This is a genomic window from Colwellia sp. KU-HH00111 (assembly GCF_040362745.1).
In the GTDB taxonomy this organism is placed as follows: domain Bacteria; phylum Pseudomonadota; class Gammaproteobacteria; order Enterobacterales; family Alteromonadaceae; genus Colwellia.
The window spans coordinates 119,479-139,633 of sequence record NZ_BAABWO010000006.1; the positions used below are offsets into that span (position 1 = coordinate 119,479).

The 20,155-nt window shown below is 39.4% G+C and carries 13 protein-coding genes and 1 tRNA gene; 7 read left to right on the forward strand and 7 right to left on the reverse strand.

The window, feature by feature from the left end:
* Positions 1–2 precede the first annotated feature (2 nt).
* Positions 3–2,591, reverse strand: coding sequence for a glycoside hydrolase family 3 C-terminal domain-containing protein (locus ABXG98_RS12365; protein ID WP_353539000.1), 2,589 nt, complete (start codon positions 2,589–2,591; stop codon positions 3–5).
* A gap of 629 nt (positions 2,592–3,220) precedes the next feature.
* On the opposite strand from ABXG98_RS12365, the gene ABXG98_RS12370 reads away from it, so the two are divergent.
* Positions 3,221–6,283 carry a TonB-dependent receptor gene (locus ABXG98_RS12370; RefSeq protein ID WP_353539001.1) on the forward strand — a complete coding sequence of 1,021 codons (3,063 nt, stop codon included), beginning with the start codon at positions 3,221–3,223 and terminating at the stop codon, positions 6,281–6,283.
* A gap of 20 nt (positions 6,284–6,303) precedes the next feature.
* Positions 6,304–7,872 carry a tryptophan halogenase family protein gene (locus tag ABXG98_RS12375; protein WP_353539002.1) on the forward strand — a complete coding sequence of 523 codons (1,569 nt, stop codon included), beginning with the start codon at positions 6,304–6,306 and terminating at the stop codon, positions 7,870–7,872.
* Between the two features lie 80 nt (positions 7,873–7,952).
* Here ABXG98_RS12375 and ABXG98_RS12380 read toward each other — a convergent pair whose 3' ends face one another.
* A complete protein-coding gene (locus ABXG98_RS12380) occupies positions 7,953–9,206 on the reverse strand; it encodes a sugar MFS transporter (protein WP_353539003.1) in 1,254 nt (417 codons plus the stop codon).
* A 364-nt stretch (positions 9,207–9,570) separates the two neighbouring features.
* Here ABXG98_RS12380 and ABXG98_RS12385 point away from each other — a divergent pair, with 364 nt between their 5' ends.
* The 5 genes from ABXG98_RS12385 to ABXG98_RS12405 all read left to right on the forward strand — a co-directional run bounded on the left by ABXG98_RS12385 (position 9,571) and on the right by ABXG98_RS12405 (position 16,123).
* On the forward strand, positions 9,571–10,902 hold the full coding sequence (locus tag ABXG98_RS12385) for a GH1 family beta-glucosidase (RefSeq protein ID WP_353539004.1): 1,332 nt from the start codon (positions 9,571–9,573) through the stop codon (positions 10,900–10,902).
* Between the two features lie 46 nt (positions 10,903–10,948).
* Complete coding sequence (locus tag ABXG98_RS12390) at positions 10,949–12,517, forward strand: MFS transporter (RefSeq protein ID WP_353539005.1); 1,569 nt, start codon at positions 10,949–10,951, stop codon at positions 12,515–12,517.
* Positions 12,518–12,611: 94 nt separating this feature from the next.
* Entirely contained in the window at positions 12,612–13,616 is a 1,005-nt protein-coding gene (locus ABXG98_RS12395) for a LacI family DNA-binding transcriptional regulator (RefSeq protein WP_353539006.1), read from the forward strand.
* Positions 13,617–13,685: 69 nt separating this feature from the next.
* Entirely contained in the window at positions 13,686–14,381 is a 696-nt protein-coding gene (locus ABXG98_RS12400) for an SGNH/GDSL hydrolase family protein (RefSeq protein WP_353539007.1), read from the forward strand.
* A gap of 47 nt (positions 14,382–14,428) precedes the next feature.
* Positions 14,429–16,123, forward strand: a complete 1,695-nt coding sequence (locus tag ABXG98_RS12405; protein ID WP_353539008.1) for a sensor histidine kinase — start codon at positions 14,429–14,431, stop codon at positions 16,121–16,123.
* 239 nt (positions 16,124–16,362) lie between these two features.
* Here the strand turns inward: ABXG98_RS12405 and ABXG98_RS12410 are convergent.
* From ABXG98_RS12410 to folP, 5 genes are all read right to left on the reverse strand, one after another.
* Positions 16,363–16,447, reverse strand: a tRNA-Leu gene (locus ABXG98_RS12410).
* 34 nt (positions 16,448–16,481) lie between these two features.
* Positions 16,482–16,892, reverse strand: coding sequence for a preprotein translocase subunit SecG (gene secG, locus ABXG98_RS12415; protein WP_353539009.1), 411 nt, complete (start codon positions 16,890–16,892; stop codon positions 16,482–16,484).
* A gap of 2 nt (positions 16,893–16,894) precedes the next feature.
* Positions 16,895–17,665, reverse strand: coding sequence for a triose-phosphate isomerase (gene tpiA, locus ABXG98_RS12420; protein WP_353539010.1), 771 nt, complete (start codon positions 17,663–17,665; stop codon positions 16,895–16,897).
* Positions 17,666–17,807: 142 nt separating this feature from the next.
* On the reverse strand, positions 17,808–19,145 hold the full coding sequence (gene glmM / locus ABXG98_RS12425) for a phosphoglucosamine mutase (protein WP_353539011.1): 1,338 nt from the start codon (positions 19,143–19,145) through the stop codon (positions 17,808–17,810).
* A gap of 82 nt (positions 19,146–19,227) precedes the next feature.
* Positions 19,228–20,064, reverse strand: coding sequence for a dihydropteroate synthase (folP, locus tag ABXG98_RS12430; protein WP_353539012.1), 837 nt, complete (start codon positions 20,062–20,064; stop codon positions 19,228–19,230).
* Positions 20,065–20,155 lie beyond the last annotated feature (91 nt).

The window sequence follows — 20,155 nt, forward strand, 5'->3', positions numbered from 1 at the left end:
TATCACTCATTATAGTCATACCAGAACGTCGCCCGTTGACTAATATTATCTAAAGCATTTCCTAACAGCACTTCAAACTCTCCTGGCTCAGCTAACCACTCATCCTTGATTTCATCCCAAAAAGACAAATCACGACGGGTTAATCGGATTTTAATCAACTTAGTCTCTTGAGGTTGTAACATCACTTTCGCAAACCCCTTTAATTCTTTATTTGGACGTAGAACACTTGACTCAACATCATGAAGATACAATTGAACGACTTCTGCACCGGCACGCTTTGAAATGTTTTTAACTTTTGCTGTCACAATAAGGGAGTCATCACCTTTAACTAGGCTAGATGACAATTCAATATCACTTATCACAAATTGACTATAAGAAAGGCCATGACCAAAGCTAAACAATGGTTTACGTTGTTGTTGTTCAAACCAGCGATAGCCAATAAAAACTCCTTCACTGTACAAACTCTCTGTTGCATTATAGTCATCTAAAGCGATTGGTGCCGTGTGTTCAAGTTTAACCGGTAAGGTAATGGGCAGTTTGCCACTTGGATTAACATCACCAACTAGAATATCAGCAAAAGCATGCCCTGCTTCCATACCGCCATACCAACCCCAAACAACCGCATTAGCTTTGTCAACCCAAGGCATTTCCACTGCCGAACCAGCAACTAAAAACACTACGGTTTTAGGGTTAGCATCAAGCAACTTGCCAATGATTTCATCTTGTGAGTTAGGGAGCTTCATATGAGTGCGATCAATAGACTCTCTATCATCTGCATGGCTTAAACCACCAAAGTAAATCACCGCATCGGCTTTTTTCGCTGCCGCTATATAATCTATTTCGTCAGTAAATAATGTTCCTGGAGCTTCCCAACCTAAGGTAAAACTTTGTTTTCCATCGTATTCAATTTCAAAGCGATATTCTTCTTTATTATCTAAGGTAATATCGTGATTGCGTAAGATCATATCCTCTTTATGATTAACATGGCTAGAGTGAGACATAATCACTTCATCATTAATCTTTAATTGAAAACGACCAATAGCCTTCACTTTCAATTGATGAATACCACTTTTTAATGGTTTTATCTTCGCGGTCATGGTGATGTGGTGGGTTTTGTCCTTGCTATTAGATTTAAATTGAGAGTCAACAATCCAAGATTGTTCAATTAACGTTTTACGCTGTTGTTGTTCAAAGTATGAAATATTCCACGCAGGAGTTCCTGTCCAATGTTTGCTTGCGACATAATCACTGGCTATAGGCGTTAACTCACTGCTTTTAGCTCGCATCACCTCAATATTAACCTCATCGCCAAACTTGGCTTTTAATCCAGCTAAAGGAGTAATCTCATAAAGAGACTTAACTTCAGAAGATCCGCCACCTGAGCCGTGCTTTTTATTAGCATTAGGACCCAACACTAAGATGTTTTTTATTTTATTTTGATGCCAAGGTAATGTTTTTGCGCCATTTACATCAGAGTTTTTTAATAAAACCACACCTTGCGTTGCAATTTCACGTGCAGCTGCTTGATGGGCACGGGTATTTCGAGCGCCTTTTTTTCTGTTTTTATCATACATGCCTATACTATGCTGAACGCGCAAAATACGACGCGCTTTATCATCAGCGATACTGACAGGAATTTGTCCGGCTTCAATCATTGTTAACATAGGCTTAGCTAAATAATAATTCTGATAATCATCAACCTCTGTTCCCATTTCTAAATCTAAACCATTCATAGCGGCATCGAAGGTGTTGATGTCAACATTCCAATCTGTCAGTAATACACCTTGATAGGCCCACTCACCTTTTAGAATATCCATAACCAAATGCTTACTTTGATTAGCATTGGTACCATAATATTGATTATACGCTCCCATCATACCTAAGACGCCAGCATCTTTAACCGCTGCCTCAAAAGCCGGCAGATACACTTCTCTTAACGTGCGTTCACTAGGTTTAGCGTTCACTCCTGTGCGATTTAATTCTTGGGTATTTAGGGCATAATGTTTAACCGTAGCAGCAACATCATTTTCTTGAATTGCCTTAATTTGTGGTACAACGAGCTTAGCGGCAAGAACGGGATCTTCACCCAAGTATTCAAAATTACGTCCGTACAGCGGTAAACGCGCTAAATTCACCCCCGGCCCTAAAATAAAGTCTTTGTTCCTATCTCTTGCTTCTGCACCTAATACTTGACCGTGCAGATAGGCCATTTCAACATTCCAACTCGCGGCAACCGAAGTAAGATGAGGCAAGTAGGTTGCGTAATCATCTGTCCAGCCCGCTGATTCCCAACTATGCATTTGAATTTGATGTCGCACACCATGAGGACCATCTGACAGCCACATTTGAGGGATACCCAACCGCTCAATCGCATTGACATGAAACTTACCACTAGCATGAGCTAAAGACACTTTTTCAGCTAAAGTCATCTTAGACAATAAAGTGCTTACATCTTGCTCTACTGTGGCCAAACGATCTTGTTTAGTTGCTAGTGCAGATGATATGTTTATTATTGCTTGCTTGGCTCTGTCTTGCTCGATCGTTACTTGTTGCTGGCAAGCAGTTAAGCAAAACAAAGTAAAAATTATCATGGGTTGTCTTGATGATACTCTCATATGCTTCTTCTTGTAGTTTGTAGTGGGTAAAATGCTTTTTTGAGCTAAGTAATCAAAGCAGTTAGTGTTAAGTGTTAAGTGTTTAGTGTGCATTAGGCTAAGTTCATAATTTTTTCTTCTGCTGCGTTTACACTCTTCTCAAATAAACATTAGCGCGTCTTAAATATTCACGCTTTAAAAAAAACATCAATAGCCTGTTATGTTGATTGCTGTTTTCTATAAAACACAATGACTAATTTGATTACTAATTTGGTATAGAGTACACCATAAATGTAAGCGCTTACAATTTATTTTTATTTTTTTAAAAATATCAATCACCTTGAGATCAACTACCTATCAAACCCCATAAGGTACTGTTTAATAAACATATAATAGAAATATCGTTCATAATATTGATCTACTACGTGTATTTTTTCCTTAAAAAAAATGTGCCGAGTTTAACCAATTAATAAAAAAATTATTGACCTCGCCAGCGTAATAATCTAACTTAAATGTAAGCGCTTTCATTTGTTTGCAATTTATCCTTTACACATCAAGATAAAAAAAGCATAAAGTGTTTATAAAAATGATAATTATAAGGTATCTCAATTTGAGGGGAGATGAACATGAATCACAAGGTTTTCACCAAGACAAGAATAGCAACAAGCTTGTCTTTAATTCTGTCTGCAACTGCAGCACTTCCGGCGCTTTCAGCCGAAGAAATCAATAAAAAGCAAGATGACCAAGTAGAGATTATTGAGGTCAGAGGTATCCGCGGTTCGTTAGTACAATCTGTGGATATGAAACGCAATGCTATAGGTGTTACTGAATCTATTTCAGCAGACGACATTGGCAAAATGCCAGATCAAAATATTGCTGAATCGTTACAGCGCCTTACAGGTATTCAGATTGACCGCAATGCGGGCGAAGGAACTACCGTTAGGATCCGTGGCATGTCTAACAACCTGACGGTACTTAATAACGAGAGCTTTTTAACAGGGATGGAATATTTCCAGCTCGGTGAAGGCCGAGCTGAATTTCAAGATTCACTTGAAGGTGTGCCTGCAGAAGTTCTAGGTGGAGTAGATGTTTATAAAACACCAAAGGCATCATTAATTGAAGGCGGCGTTGGCGGTGTAGTAAATTTACGAACCCGTTCTCCTTTTAGCGTTACTGAAGGTTTTATCGCTGGAAACGTAAAAGCAGATATGGGTCAAGATGCGGATCAGTGGAAACCTCAAGCAACCGTTGCCGTTGGTAATAGTTGGGATTCTTTTGCGGCTATAGCAACGTTATCAACCAATAGTAAAGTTGTGCATTCTGATCAGGCACAAAACATTAACCGTCAAGGCTGGGTATACAATCAAACAGCTATGGGAGAAAATTATATCCTTCCGGGCATGCAATATGAATCTGACCGCGAATATAGCCGTGACCGAATTGGCGCTACTTTAGCATTAGGATGGCGCCCTAGCGATGATTTAGAAGTCAACCTAGATATTTTTCACAATGAATTGGACGTTGATAGCCGCGAGTATGCACAAAAATATGCAATGGCTATTGATGGCGCTTTAGATGAAAGTAAGCCTTATAGCATTGATTCAAATGGTGTCATTAAAAACGCAACCTTTAAGCAAAACGCAGGTGAAACCAATGCCGCTCGCGAAATTACTCACATTACTGCCGACAATATAAAACTGAGTTTTGACTATTACCTCGATGATTGGCGTTTTGACGGTAACATTACTGTGAGTCAATCCGAGTTAAATAAGGAAGCAGCATTTGCTGATTCACGCTATTCGCCTTATGGAGTCGCTGGTTTTATCGGCGCTGACGCCGCTAGCGGTAATGGCTCTGGCACAATTATTCCTAACACGGTAACAGGTGATGACGGTGATCGTTCTTATGAATTTACGGGCGGAAATGGCCTTCCTGGCATTTCATTTTTGAATCATGCGCCATTACAAGAGGAACAATATCAGTTTTATAAATCTCATTGGGGCTTTGCTGATACAACCGAAAACGATGCAATCTCTGCTAGTTTAAACGCTGAATATGATATTGATGCTGGTGATGTTAAAACCATTAAGTTTGGTGCTCGTTTAGCCAATAATGAAGTTGATTTTGCACAAGGTCGTTATTTAACTAATTTAAGTCAAAATGGGGCTCCAGCTTCATTTGATCCTACCTTTGACTATGGTTTTAATGCAGGTATTGCTGCACCTGACGGTCACAATTTAGGCGATGTGGACGGTGATGGTGTCAGTGACAATCAAGCGTGGGGACCCATGTATTATTACTTAGATGCGGCTATAGGTAATACTGCATTTGATGCAACTACGTCAAGCGGTGAAAATTTATTCCAAAACCTTCATGGGGTTGGTGGTTGGATGTGGGGTGGATCACCATCGACAATGCCAATTGCTACTTTCACTAGTGATCCAAGTCGTGGCACGCTTGTTGATGGTTGGTTCCCAAGTGGCGGCTCTGTCAGTAGCGCCCTATTTCAGGATACGAGTAAAATGGGTAATCCTCAAGCATGGCTTTCAGCAATATCGGGTGGCGCACCTGTTAGCTTACACTCTATGCCTTTAGAGTCGTGGAATGTTGAAGTCAAAACATCTGCATTATATGCGGAAGCAGACCTAGAAGGTGACGACACACCATATAAATTAAATATTGGCGTTCGTGCTGTTCATACCGAAGTGACTGTCAAAGGTGCACAAGCATCACCTCAAACAGATGACTACTGGGGAACACACACTTGGAATGGTACCTATAAAACATGGTCAAATACCTCACAATCTACTGATTATTGGGACTTATTACCCAGTGCAAACTTTAGTTACGATCTAGATGATAAACAAATCATTCGCGCTTCATTTGCCCGTGTTATGTCACGCCCTAGTAACCAATCTCTAGGGCGCGGTTTTGGAACAGAGTTTGTTCGTAATGATCAAGACCAATATGTTTTCTCCTCAGGCTCAGCGGGTAACCCTGATCTAGAGCCCTTTAGAGCCAATCAATTGGATGTCTCTTATGAATGGTACATGGATGAACTGAGTTACCTTGCTGCAGGTATATTCTATAAAGATGTTGAATCTTTTATAGTAAACCAAACCAATACTGAATTTGTAGCTGACGATAGCGATGCAGGCGAATCAGGTGCAGGCGTAACTCGCCCGTTTAATGGTGACGGTGGCTCAGTACAAGGATTTGAATTTGCCCTTCAAAAAGGCTTTGAAAATGGTCTAGGGGTTATTGTTAACTATACTTATTCAGATTCTTCTACCGACCAAAACTCATTAACAAAAGATAACTTAGCCTTACCGGGTATTTCAAAACATGCCTATAACATTATCGGTTTTTATGAAAATAATGGCATCAATGCAAGAATTGCTTATTCATGGCGAGATGAATACTTATCACCCGATAATACTTTTATTTCAATTGCCGGTTTAACTGACCAGTTTGGTGATAGCGATCGTCCATTGGCTAACTACTATTCTGATTACGGACAACTGGATGCGTCAATCAGCTACGACATTAATGAAAACTTCACCTTAACGGCTGAAGCAATTAATATCACAGGTGAAAATCAATCACGCTACGCCGAGTGGAAAAACTTATTCAGAAGTTTCTCATCTGGTGAAGCTAGATACATTGTTGGTGCTTCATTTAGATTCTAAAAGGGGGCTTTTAGAGTCTAATGCAAGTAATAGCACAACTGAGTTTTAGTTGTGCTTTTTTTATTTTTCTAGCACAACATTCAGGAATAATGATGGACAGCATTAATAATATTGTCATTGTTGGTGGCGGCACAGCCGGTTGGACAACAGCCGCTTGTTTAGCTCGGGTATTAAACCAAACCAAGAGTAAAATAACCTTAATTGATTCACCTGAAGTTGCCACTATTGGTGTTGGTGAAGCAACTATTCCCCCTTTAGTTGAGTTTATGCGCTTTTTGGGGGTGAACGAGCAAGAGTTTGTCAGAAAAACCCAAGCAACGTTTAAACTGGCGATAAAGTTTACGGATTGGAATAAAGTCGGTGAGCATTACTGGCACCAGTTTGGCAGTGTTGGCGCGGATATCGATGGTAAACCCTTCTATCAACATTGGTATAAATCAAGATTACAGGGTAATCAAAACAACTACACTGATTACTCCCCAGCAATTGCTATGGCCAAAAAAAATAAATTTGCGATCCCGGATCCTAGGCAGCAATCTATTTTAAACGGTGCAACTTATGCTTGGCATTTTGACGCCTTATTAGTCGCAAATTTTTTAACAGAGTATTCAGTTGAGCTTGGTGTTGATCATATTCGAGGACATGTTGAGAGCATTGCTAAGCATGACAATGGCTTTATAAAAAGTGTGTTCTTAAAAAATGGACAAATCATTACCGGTGATTTTTTTATTGATTGTACCGGCCAAAAAGCACTATTAATAGAAGGAGCAATGGGCGCTAAGTTTGAAAGTTGGCAACATTATCTCCCAATGAACAGGAGTATTGCCTTACAAACCGAAAACCATGGAGAACTCGTGCCTTACACTGAATCTATTGCCCACCCATGGGGATGGCAATGGCGCATTCCTTTACAGCACAGAACCGGTAATGGCATGGTATTTTGTGATAAATATTGTACTGATGAAGACGCTCTAATCGCATTAACCAAAAATATTTCGGGTAAACAACTCACTGAGCCTAGATTTATCTCTTTTGCCACAGGCAAAAGAAAGGAGTTATGGAAAGGTAACTGTTTAGCACTTGGACTATCCTCCGGATTTTTAGAGCCGCTTGAGTCAACGGCTATTCACTTAATGATGAAAGGGGTCATTAAATTTGCCGAAATGTTACCCGACAAATATTGCCACCAAGCAACCATTAATGAATACAATCGAATAATGGATATTGAATATCTAAGTATTCGTGATTTCATCATTTTGCATTACTGCACAACCTCTAGAACAGATAGTCCATTTTGGCAAGATTGCCAAAACATGCCTATCCCTGACTCTTTAGCTGAAAAACTGGCTTTATTTAAAAACCAAGGACGATTATTTCGCAGTGAGTTTGATCTTTTCACACCACCGAGTTGGTATGCAATTCTAGCGGGTATGAATATAAAGCCCGACAATTACGACCGTTTAATTGATATTTCTGATACAAATCAAGTTAATAGTATTATGAACAATGGTTTACACAATTTGAACAATACCATTTCACAACTCCCTAGCCATGAAACATTCATCAAACAATTTGCGCTAAAAACATAAAAGATCGCTTAAGATACTCGTAGTATCTTTACCACTTAACCTCATAACCATGTTTTAGTTATGAGGTTTTTTACCCACAATTATGGGCTTACTTTCACCCGGCTACCGCTAATACCGTAATGGGCAATAAACCCATAGCACAAAATAGGTAATAAAAATGCCATTTGCACCCCGACGTTATCGGCAATCATCCCTTGAAATAATGGCACAATTGCACCACCAACAATTGCTAAACACAAAATCCCCGAGCCTTGCCCTGTGTCTTTACCTAATCCAGTGATCGCTAAACTAAAAATCGTTGGAAACATAATAGAATTACATACACCAACCAGCAAAATAGCCCACATAGCGAGCTTTCCCGATGTTGTCACGGCAATGATAAGCAGCCCTATTGCAACAACCGCATTAAAGCAAAGCACTTTACCTGCTGCAATTTTTTGCATCACCCCTGCACCAATAAAGCGACCGACCATAGCGCCGCCCCAATAATAAGTAATGTATTTCGCCGCGTCTGCTTCTGCAAGACCAGCAATGGTTGGCTCACCCAGAAAACTGACTAAAAAGCTGCCGATGGAAACCTCAGCACCCACATAAACAAAAATGCCTATTGCCCCTAAGACTAAATGTCGATGGTGCCATGGACTACTTAACGATTCATCTATATCAACTTCGCGTTGGTTATCAATCAGTTTAGGCAACTTTAAATAGGCAAAGATTCCAGCCAAACCAAGGAGCATAGCGGCAAGAACAACATAAGGCATTTGTACCGCTTGAGCATTTTCGTTTGAAGAAATTGAGTTAGCGGCATGATTTAATATTAACAGCGCGCCAAAAAGAGGGGCAACGGTTGTACCTAGCGCATTAAAAGCCTGTGTAAGTGTTAATCTTGCTGAAGCAGTTTTAGCATCCCCTAGCCTGCTGACATAAGGATTGGCTGATACTTGCAATACGGTAATACCACTGGCCAAAATAAATAGCGCTAATAAAAACACCGGGTAACTATGCAAAGCGGCAGCGGGATAAAAACATAAACACCCAAAGGCTGCTATCGTTAAGCCAATAACTATACCCTTTTGATAACCTACCCTTTTTACCAGTGTACCAGCAGGTAAAGAAATCAAAAAGTATGCCGAGAAAAAACAAAATTGGATCAACATTGCCTGCGTGTATGATAATTCAAACACCGCTTTTAAATGTGGAATTAAAATGTCATTTAAGCAGGTAATAAAACCCCACATAAAAAAAAGTGAAGTAAGCGCAGTTAATGCAAACTGATAATTCTGTGGTTGCTGTTCATTAATGACATTGTCGCCTAGCGTTGTTTTTATGATCATGTTCTTTTTACCTCTTTCGTCGATTGTTTTCATTATCGGCCATGTAATTTGCATGTAATTACGAAGCGCTACTTAGCCTTTTTATATGTATTACCTTATAGCTTATCGCCTCTTGTCAGCGCATTAGAATCACTTCTATAAAGTAAGACCTTACAAAAAAATCAAACATTTAACTTTAATACGTATATTAATAATTAAAATTAGTTGACCTAGGTAACAGAAAACACTAACCTAAATGTAAGCGCTTTCATTTATTCATTAAAAACTATTAATCACTTTATTTCAAGTGTTTTGTAAGCGCTAACAATTATTGATTGAACAATAGATTTACCAAGTAAACTTTATTAAATAGGTATTTTTTATAATGACAGTAAAACTTTCTCTGCCCAAAAGCTCGAACATGCTTTCACCCGATTTTATTTATGGTGTTGCTACTGCAGCTTTTCAAATCGAAGGCGGAGCGAACAAACGATTACCCTGTATTTGGGACACCTTTTGTGACACCCCACAAAAGGTTATTGACGGTTCAAACGGTTTAATAGCCTGCGACCATTTTTCACTATGGCAACAAGATATAGAATTAATAGATTCTTTGGGGGTTGATGCTTATCGCTTATCAATTTCTTGGCCCAGAGTTATTACCCAATCAGGTGACTTAAACACTGAAGGCGTCAATTTTTATTTAAATATTCTCAATGCGTTAAAGAAAAAAAACATTAAAGTTTTTGTAACGCTTTATCATTGGGATTTACCGCAACATATAGAAGATAGTGGTGGTTGGCTGAATCGAGACACTGCCTATAAATTTCGTGATTATGCGGATCTTATTAGCCAAGCTTTTGGTGATCTAGTTCATTCTTATGCAACACTCAACGAACCCTTTTGTAGCTCTTATTTAGGGTATGAAATAGGGATTCATGCTCCGGGTAAAATAGGACAAGCAAACGGACGTAAAGCCGCTCATCATTTATTACTAGCACATGGTTTAGCCATGCAAGTACTTAATAAGAACAGCCCTAACTCTCAACATGGAATCGTGTTAAATTTCACCCCATGTTACCCTCAATCTAACGCTGAAGCAGATCAAGCAGCAAGTCGTTATGCCGATGACTATTTTAACCAATGGTATATAAAGCCTCTCTTTGATGGTGAATATCCTGAGATTATTAACCAGATATCTAATGAAAATCAACCCGATATTCAACCCGGCGATATGGAAATAATTGCTCACCCTCTCGATTTTTTGGGTGTTAACTTTTACACTCGAGCCATTTATAAAGCTGATAACAAACTACCTTATGTGCAGGTCGCTCCACCGGAGCCAACAACGGATATTGGCTGGGAAATTTACCCAAATGCACTAACTACGTTACTTACTTCACTCAATGATAAATATACATTACCACCTATTTATATTACAGAAAATGGTGCTGCAATGGCAGATGAGCTAATTGATGGTAGTATCGAAGATTTAGATCGCATAGATTATTACCAAGTTCACCTTAACGCGGTCAACGATGCCATCATTAAAGGGGTTAATGTTAAAGGGTACTTTGCTTGGAGCTTGATGGATAACTTTGAATGGGCTGAAGGCTATTTGAAACGATTTGGTATTGTCCATGTAAACTACAACACGCAAGTGCGCACCATAAAAGCGAGTGGTTACGAATATAAACGATTAATTAGCAATCGATAATTTTCTTTCATCAGGCAACAATTAAACCAATATCACTGGACACAACATGCATAAATTACCGTACTTTGAAAAAGCTGGTTACGCCATGGGCGATGCCGCTGCAAACCTTGTTTGGCGCGGTGCGCTAGCTTATCTTGCGGTATTTTATACCGACACTTTCGGTTTAACGGCCTCAGCTGCCGCAATGTTATTTTTAGTGGTACGCTTATCTGATGGTGTTACCGATATTATCATGGGAATGATTGGTGATAGAACTCACACAAAATGGGGTAAGTTTCGTCCATGGATCTTATGGTCTACCCCTTTTTTAGCTTTATTTATGGTGTTGTGTTTTACCACACCAAACTTCAGTGATAGTAATAAGCTCATCTATGCTTACGTGACCTACATAGGGTTAACGCTTGCTTATACTGTTAATAATGTGCCCTACTCTGCCCTGATGGGCGTAATGACCCCAAGTGATACTGAACGTACCAGTTTATCTAGTTTTCGATTCGCAGGCGCGTTTGCCGGCGGTTTGTTAGTGATGGGTTTTTTACCTGATTTGGTTGCCTATTTTGGCGAGGGAAATGATTCTGTCGGCTACCAACAGACAATGTATCTATTTGCCGCTCTATTAATCGTACTAATGCTGATCACATTTGCCAGCACTAAAGAACGTATCATTCCCAAAGTTGATCAGTCGAGCAACTTAAAAACAGAGTTAGGTGATTTATTTAAAAATTTACCTTTTATTATTTTACCCTTACTATCAACCACGCTGTTTTTTTACTACCGAGATTTCTATAGTGGCTTATTCTTCTTTATTGTTATGATCGCCATGTGGTTAATAGTTAAAAAACTCATTAAAAACACCACGAATTGCGTCAAAGCTTCTACTCTTAGTGGTACTCAGCGAGATATGGTTGATCTATTAACCAACAAGCCTTGGTTAATATTGCTGGGGATGGGCTTTTTAACCATGATGTTTAATGGCATCAAATATGGTGTTATAGCGTATTACTTCAAATACCATGTTGGTGATGAGTTGATGGCCGGCACGTATTTTATCGCATTGTTAATTGTCTCTATTTTAGGCGCCTTGGCAACGGGGTATTTATCTAGAGAGTTAGGAAAGCGTAAACTATTCATCTTGTCATTGACATTAAGCGGTATTCTTACAGCAGGGTTTTACTGGATCCCACAAGGAGATGTAACGAGTATCTTTATTTTAGGTTGTGGTGCCGAATTCTTTGCAGCTATGATGCCCACCTTATTTTTTTCCATGTTAGGTGATTCCGCTGATTATTCAGAATGGAAAAATGGACGAAGAGCCACAGGGTTAATTTATTCCGCAGGTACTTTTGTTCAAAAAACCGGTGGCGGTTTCGCAGGTGCCTTAGTTTTAGTAGTACTGGCAAGCTATGGGTATGATGGTATGGACATAAACACCATTAATGGTGCCTTAGCTGGCATGCAACTCCTTATGAGCTGGATACCTGCAGCTTTTGCTTTTGCAGGCGCATTGCTTATTATGTTTTATCCTCTAACGTGCGCAACAAACCAGCAAATTGGCAACGAATTAATCGCACGTAGAGCAACATTAATTAATGCACCAATCTTGGCTAGTAAATAATGTGACTGTGCTAGTTAAAACGCCTCTTAACATGCTAGAATCTTGTTTTTTAAAGTCTCTTTTTAATGAATAAACGTAAAGGCATTGGAATTACATGGCTACAATTTATCAAGTATCAACCCTTGCCGGTGTTTCACTTGCAACCGTTTCGCGGGTAATTAACAAAAGTACTCGTGTGAGTGACAAAACCCGGCAAAAAGTGGAAGATGCAATGAATGAGTTAGGGTATCGTCCCAACTCAATCGCTCAATCATTAGCCTCAAACTGTACTAATAGTGTAGGAATATTAGTATCTGAACTACATGGTCCCTTTTTTGGGCAAATGATGGCCGGAATTGAAGCTGAACTTAGAGCCGCCGGAAAGCATGTTATTATCACCACAGGACATAGTGAAGCAGACAAAGAAAAAGATGGTATTGATTTTTTAATCAGCCGAAACTGTGATGCTTTAATCATTCACACCGAAGCCTTAGATGATGACTATTTAGTCAAGCTCACCAAAGGAAAAACCCCCGTTTATTTTATGAGCCGTTTGATTGCGGGTATAGAAGATAACTGTATCCACCTAAACAATGAACTCGGCGGTTACCTTGCAGCTAAAGCAGTGATTGACCAAGGGCATTCAAAAATTGCTTATATTGCAGGTCCTCAATTTAAACCTGACTCACAAGATCGTCTTGCAGGACATAAACGTGCTCTAGCCGAAAGCAAGTTACCCTTTAGCAGCGATTTGTTTTTTGTTGGTGACTTTAAAGAAACAGGGGGGAAAGCAGGCCTTAAAAAGTTTATTAGCCAAAAATTATCTTTTACCGCACTAGTGTGCGCTAATGATGAAATAGCCTCAGGTGCAATGACCTATGCCCGCGAACATAATTTTTCTCTACCTGAAGATTTATCAATAATCGGCTTTGATAACATTATTTTTTCTCAGCATATATATCCTAAATTGACAACCATTGACAATCCAGTGAATGAAATGGGGCATATGGCAGCCAAACTTGTTTTAAAAAATGTCTATAATCATAAAAAGCTCAACATTAACCATTCGTTTGATCCTGTGCTAGTTTCACGCGATTCTATTGCCAAAATATCAATTTAACATTTAAGGTTTTCACTATAACAATAAATGAAACTATTCACTAAGCTCAGCCAGCATTGCTGCAATGTAATGACCTTATTAATATCGCCTTTATTACTGGTGCAAGCCCTTTGGGTAAAACTAACCATAGTACGCTTACCTGAGCCTAGTGGCGAACGCATTGGAACTTGTGAGCTGACTGATGATAGCCCCCCAAATCTTAAACTTCTTATTATTGGCGACTCTGCAGCAGCTGGCGTGGGTGTAAAGCAACAACAAGATGCCTTAGCGGGACAACTCTGTAAATTACTCGCGGAAAAAAACAAAGTAGATTGGCAGTTACTCGCTAAGACTGGAGCTACATCAACTGATCTAATCACCTCACTCTCTTACCTGACAGCACAAAAATATGATTATGTGCTGGTTTCAATTGGTGTTAATGATGTCACTCATCCCACTCGTGCCAGTGTATGGCAAACCAACCTAAAAACCTTGATAAGCCTATTAGAGACCAAGTTTGACAGTCCAAAAATCATATTTACTAGCGTGCCACCCATGCAAAAATTCACCGCTATTCCTGCACCTCTTAGATGGTGCTTAGGTCAAAGAGCTAAAAAATTAAATAATATATTGATGAAAGAGATAACGACTTACGAGCAACACTCAGTAATTAATTTTGACTTACCGTTCAAACCTGAGTTCATTGGGGAAGATGGTATCCATCCATCAAAAATTGCTTATTCAACTTGGGCAAAAAAAGTAGCATTTACCATGCTAAAACACTGAATCAGCTAAAAATGCCAGCATAATTATTTTACAAACTTCATCTTTACATGGATACTGAAAACAATAGGAAACAAAAAATAAAACACGGGGTTAGTATCAAGCACACTACCAATAAAAATCACACGGTAATTGAGTCACTCAGAGCTAAGCTCGTCAATGACGTATATTTAGGACTTGGGATTGCAGCAATCCCGTCATTAGCTATTTCGTTATGGCGTTCTATTTTCATTGATTTTCAATTATTTATGCTTGTTCAAATTATCCTAGTGGCAATTTTATGGATTTGTTGGCTTTCTCGGCATCAACTCTCATATCTTGTCAAAGTGACTAGCTTGCTTACTATACTATGGATAGCTTCATTTGCAGCACTATTCCAACTAGGGCCTGTTTCTGATAGCAAGGTTTTCATTGTATTGTTCGCATTCACCAGTATGCTGTTTTTAAGACCCTTAATAGCCTGCTTGTTAATTACAGCCATCATTTTTAACATCATGATACTTGGTTATGCTGCAACCCAGCAATGGATCATTTTTAGTCTAGATTATAGTAGCTACTCAGCACATCCCTTATCTTGGCTATTGTTAACATGGAATATGGGAGTATTTAGTGCAATTGTTGCCTACCTTGGCTGGCAAATGATCTTTGGTTTAAGAAACTTATCTGATAAATCTGATGCGCTCGCATTACGACACAAAAAAATTACTGAACGCATACCCGGTTTAGTATATCAATACCGATTACGTCCTGATGGCAGTGCCTGTTTCCCTTACGCAAGTGAAGGGATTGAAACAATCTATAGAGTAAGCGCAGAATCAGTTAAAGAGGATGCGTCTTCAGTTATGGCTTTGGTTCACCCTGATGATATTGCCGAACTTAGCAAAAAAATAAACGAATCAGCCCAAGCGTTAACGCCTTGGCAAATGGAATATCGCGTGTGTTATTCAAATGGCGACTTTAGCTGGCTTTCAGGAAACTCTACACCTGAGGTAGAGCCTGACGGCTCAATACTTTGGCATGGTGTGATTATTGATATTAGCGATAGAAAAAAAGCTGAAAATATCAAAGAAGACTTCGTATCCACCGTTAACCATGAATTAAGAACACCACTGACAGCCATTTCAGGTGCTTTAAAATTGATCAACAGCGGTGTGCTTGACCAAGCGGCTGATAAAAAACAAAATATGCTTGAAGTTGCCGAAAAAAATACTGAGCGATTATTGTTCCTAATTAATGACTTGCTCGATATCGATAAAATTGAAAAAGGTAAACTCAACTTACATTACTCGAAGGTTTCGATGCAAACGCTACTTGAGCAGTGTGTTGAAGAAAATCAAGCGTTTGCCGCTCAGTATAATGTTGAACTAACAATAACCGCCTTTGCGCCTTGCAATATAAGCGTTGATGAAGATCGATTAAAACAAGTAATCACCAACTTATTATCCAATGCATGCAAGTATTCGCCCGCAAATGACGAGGTAGTAATTCATGTTGAGCATGATGAGAAAAACATCAGTATTACCGTCACTGATCATGGACCTGGCATTCCAGAACAATATAAAGCAAGTGTGTTTGAAAAGTTTACTCAAGCTGACAACAGTAATACCCGTGAATTAGGTGGCACAGGTTTAGGCTTGTCCATTTCAAAAAAAATAGTAGAACTACATAAAGGTAGCATCAGCTTTAGCAGCGAACCTTACAAAGCGACTTCGTTCACAGTAACTTTGCCGTTAATAAGCCCTTAAACTGTATATGATATTACATTTTAAGGTAAGACTAAGCAGACTAATTAATTATTGCCTCAATGAAGGTTAATGGGTCTAGAAGCAGGGGTTGATTTTAAAAGCCCTTGTTCACGACATTCGTTTGTGGTGTTGTCTTTCTAGTAACTGTTTTAAATGAGACCAACTCAGACATAAAAAAACCGCTAAGCTTTATTTTTAAAGGCTTAACGGTCTGTTTCGTTCTTCTTTGTTTAATTTAGTGGTGCGGATGGGGGGACTTGAACCCCCACGACCTAAGTCACCAGCCCCTCAAGCTGGCGCGTCTACCAATTCCGCCACATCCGCGCAAAACTAAATTAATATTGTTTTTCAGTACCTATTACTTTGGTACGTCACTATCATCGTTTTTGTTGACAACAGTATCAGCAGCAGGGACATCAGAGTTTACGCTCTCAATAGCTTTTGGCTCTGCGCTTTCATCTGGAATAGCATCAGTTGCTATAGTTTGCTCGCTAACAGGTTGACTTAAGTCATTCCATTCTTCAACCGCTTTAGTACGATTAGCCGTTAAGTTACCTAGCACGAGACTGATAACAAAAAAGCCGATCGCTAACCAAGTAGTCATTTTAGTTAAGAAATTACCTGAGCCACCGGCACCAAACACGGTAGCAGATGAACCAGCACCAAAAGATGCACCCATATCGGCACCTTTACCTTGTTGAATTAATACTAATCCAATTAGGGTTAAAGCAATTAATACGTAAGCTATAATTAAAACTTGATACAACATTTTTACTTTCCTTTCGCTGCTGAGCAAATGATTTTAAACTGCTCAACTTGTAGACTAGCACCGCCAATAAGACCACCGTCTATATCAGATTGTGCGAATAATTCTTCACAGTTTGACGCATTAACGCTGCCACCGTATAACAAAGGCACTTTAGCCGCCACATCTTCATCAGCTTGCGCTAAGAACTGGCGAATAAATTGATGTGTTTCTTGTGCCATCTCACTTGATGCTGTTTTTCCTGTCCCTATCGCCCAAACAGGCTCATAAGCGATAACAACATCATTAAATTTTTCTATGCCTATTTCATCAATAACAGGTTGCAATTGAGCAGCAAGTACTGTGTCTGTTTGCTCCATTGCTCGTTCGGCTTCGCTTTCACCAATACATAGAATGGGTGTTAAACCAGCTGTTAATGCCGTATGAACTTTATGAGCAATTTGAGTAGAAGATTCATGATAATAACTTCTACGCTCAGAGTGTCCTATAATAACAAACTTTACTGATAATTCCTGTAACATTTGTGTAGAAATTTCACCAGTATATGCGCCCTGCTTATGCTCACTTACATTTTGTGCACCTATTGAAATGGCAGCACTTAACTGCTTGGTTTTAACCTGCGCAGAAAGTTCAGATAAATAAGGAGAACTTGGGCACACCACTACGTTGACATTGTCTTGTAATTCAACGTTTGCTAGGCCTGAAACCATAGTGTTAACTAAGGCTAAATCACCATTCATTTTCCAGTTTGCTGCAACGATTGCACGTCTGGTCATTATAAATCCTCTTTCCACTTTCAATATATTGCAAAATGAAGCCGCGAGATATTAACCAACCTGAGAATAACTTACAAGTTTTAAGTTAAAAACCTGTGTCATTAGCGTAAAATTTGTTTGTGTTTGTTGGTTATTTACTCAGTTAGCTTGCTAATTTTACTGAATCAGCGATTTCATTCGCTAAGTTTGTTACTTCGTCTAAGTTAGAACCTTCCACCATGACTCTAATTAAAGGCTCTGTTCCTGATTTTCGAAGTAATACTCTTCCACGTCCAGAGAGTTGGCTATTAGCCTTCTCAACTGATGCTTGCACATTCGGCGCGTCAATTGGATTATGATCACCGTTAAAGCGCACATTGACCAATATTTGCGGCAACATAGTCATCCCTTGACGTAATTGATATAACGACTTACCTAGCTGGCACACAGCGGTTAAAACATTCAGCGCTGCAATGATACCGTCACCTGTTGAGGTATGGTTCAAGTTAATAATGTGGCCTGAGTTTTCCGCGCCTAACTGCCAACCTTTTTCACGTAACATTTCCATCACATAGCGATCACCAACGTTACTACGAGCAAATGGAATATCTAACGCCTCTAGCGCAAGTTCAAGCCCCATATTACTCATTAATGTGCCGACGACCCCACCTTTTAAACTACCCGATTTTAAATCATTACAAGCAATGATATAGACCGCTTCATCGCCATCAATGACATAACCTGTGTGATCGACCATCATTAAGCGATCACCATCACCATCGAGGGCGATACCTAAGTCAGCTTTATGTTCAATGACCGCTTCACTAATAGCTTTCATCGAGGTTGCACCGCAGCCATCATTAATGTTGGTTCCATTAGGTTGAGTACCTACCTCAATAACGGTAGCACCTAACTCGCGAAAAACATTCGGTGCTATGTGGTAAGTGGCACCATGGGCAGAGTCAACCACAATAGTTAAGTTGCTTAATGACAATTGGCTTGGAAAATTTGATTTACAAAATTCAATATAACGACCCGCTGCATCTTCAATTCGATTTGCTTTGCCAAGTTTTGCTGAGTCAACACAGCCCATAGGTTTATCTAATTCTGCTTCAATCGCTAACTCAACCTCGTCTGGCAATTTTTGACCATCTTGTGAAAAGAATTTAATACCATTATCGTAATAAGGATTATGTGACGCACTAATGACAATGCCAGCCTCTGCACGAAACGTTTTGGTTAAATAAGCGATACCCGGAGTTGGCATTGGGCCTAATAAGCCAATATCAATACCTGCAGCCGAAAACCCAGCTTCTAGTGCTGATTCAAGCATGTAACCAGAAATTCGCGTATCTTTCCCGATGAGCACTTTTTTAGTCCCTTGTGCTGCAAGCACTTTTCCAGCAGCATAGCCAAGCTTCATCACAAATTCGGGTGTGATAGGGTATTGCCCAACTAAACCTCGCACGCCATCGGTACCAAAATATTTACGACTAGCCATTTTATTTCCTTCTGTTAGTTCTGCTCAGCACGATTTAATGCTGTATTACATAATTAAGGTGTTTCTTTATAAACACGATTAATTAGTGATTATTTGAATATTGAGCAACTTCGGTTAATACTTTAATTGCATCTACTGTTTCAGCTACATCATGAACCCGTATTATACTTGCCCCTTGCTGAACGGCAACAATAGCAGCCGTTAAACTACCTGCTAAGCGATGTTCGACATCTCTATTTAATACATCCCCTAACATTGACTTGCGTGACATCCCCGCAAGTAATGGCAGTTTCAGTTGTTTAAATTCAGCAAAGTGTGCCAACATTTGGTAGTTATGTGCTAACGTTTTACCAAAGCCAAAGCCAGGATCTAGTATCAAACGTGATTTATCAATCGCCTGCTGCTCACAACTAGTGATTCGTTGCTGAAAAAAATCAATGATATCGGTTATAACATCATTGTACTGAGGATTTGCTTGCATAGTTCTTGGCATACCTTGCATGTGCATTAAACAAACAGTCACGTCACTTTGAGCAACCACATCCAAACAACCTTTATTCTGTAATGCTCGCACGTCATTTATCATATCTGCGCCGTATGTAATCGCTTCGCTCATTACTGCCGATTTGCTTGTATCAATAGAAACACTAATATCAAAACGTGATTTGATTGCTTTTAATAAGGGGATAACCCGTGCTATTTCATCTTTTTCACTGACTTCAGCAGCCCCTGGTCGTGTTGATTCTCCGCCAATATCAATAATGTCTACACCATTGATTATCATTAACTCAACTTGAGTGAGTGCCTTATCAAAACTCGAAAACTTTCCGCCATCAGAGAATGAATCAGGCGTGACATTCAATATGCCCATGACCTTAACTGGTTTAAATGCTGACATAGCGTGTGTACTTATATTCATAAATGAGTGTTCTTTTGCCAAAGCATTAGACTTGCATTGGGAATTAGATAAAATAAAGCCTCGGGGTTTTCACACCGAGGCTTATGTTTGG

What these genes read in the sequence shown, in the direction of transcription:
- ABXG98_RS12365 (WP_353539000.1), bottom strand. Translation starts at nt 2,591, where the DNA reads ATGATAATTTTTACTTTGTTTTGCTTAACTGCTTGCCAGCAACAAGTA.
- ABXG98_RS12370 (WP_353539001.1), top strand. Translation starts at nt 3,221, where the DNA reads ATGAATCACAAGGTTTTCACCAAGACAAGAATAGCAACAAGCTTGTCT.
- ABXG98_RS12375 (WP_353539002.1), top strand. Translation starts at nt 6,304, where the DNA reads ATGCAAGTAATAGCACAACTGAGTTTTAGTTGTGCTTTTTTTATTTTT.
- ABXG98_RS12380 (WP_353539003.1), bottom strand. Translation starts at nt 9,206, where the DNA reads ATGATCATAAAAACAACGCTAGGCGACAATGTCATTAATGAACAGCAA.
- ABXG98_RS12385 (WP_353539004.1), top strand. Translation starts at nt 9,571, where the DNA reads ATGACAGTAAAACTTTCTCTGCCCAAAAGCTCGAACATGCTTTCACCC.
- ABXG98_RS12390 (WP_353539005.1), top strand. Translation starts at nt 10,949, where the DNA reads ATGCATAAATTACCGTACTTTGAAAAAGCTGGTTACGCCATGGGCGAT.
- ABXG98_RS12395 (WP_353539006.1), top strand. Translation starts at nt 12,612, where the DNA reads ATGGCTACAATTTATCAAGTATCAACCCTTGCCGGTGTTTCACTTGCA.
- ABXG98_RS12400 (WP_353539007.1), top strand. Translation starts at nt 13,686, where the DNA reads ATGACCTTATTAATATCGCCTTTATTACTGGTGCAAGCCCTTTGGGTA.
- ABXG98_RS12405 (WP_353539008.1), top strand. Translation starts at nt 14,429, where the DNA reads ATGGATACTGAAAACAATAGGAAACAAAAAATAAAACACGGGGTTAGT.
- secG (WP_353539009.1), bottom strand. Translation starts at nt 16,892, where the DNA reads ATGTTGTATCAAGTTTTAATTATAGCTTACGTATTAATTGCTTTAACC.
- tpiA (WP_353539010.1), bottom strand. Translation starts at nt 17,665, where the DNA reads ATGACCAGACGTGCAATCGTTGCAGCAAACTGGAAAATGAATGGTGAT.
- glmM (WP_353539011.1), bottom strand. Translation starts at nt 19,145, where the DNA reads ATGGCTAGTCGTAAATATTTTGGTACCGATGGCGTGCGAGGTTTAGTT.
- folP (WP_353539012.1), bottom strand. Translation starts at nt 20,064, where the DNA reads ATGAATATAAGTACACACGCTATGTCAGCATTTAAACCAGTTAAGGTC.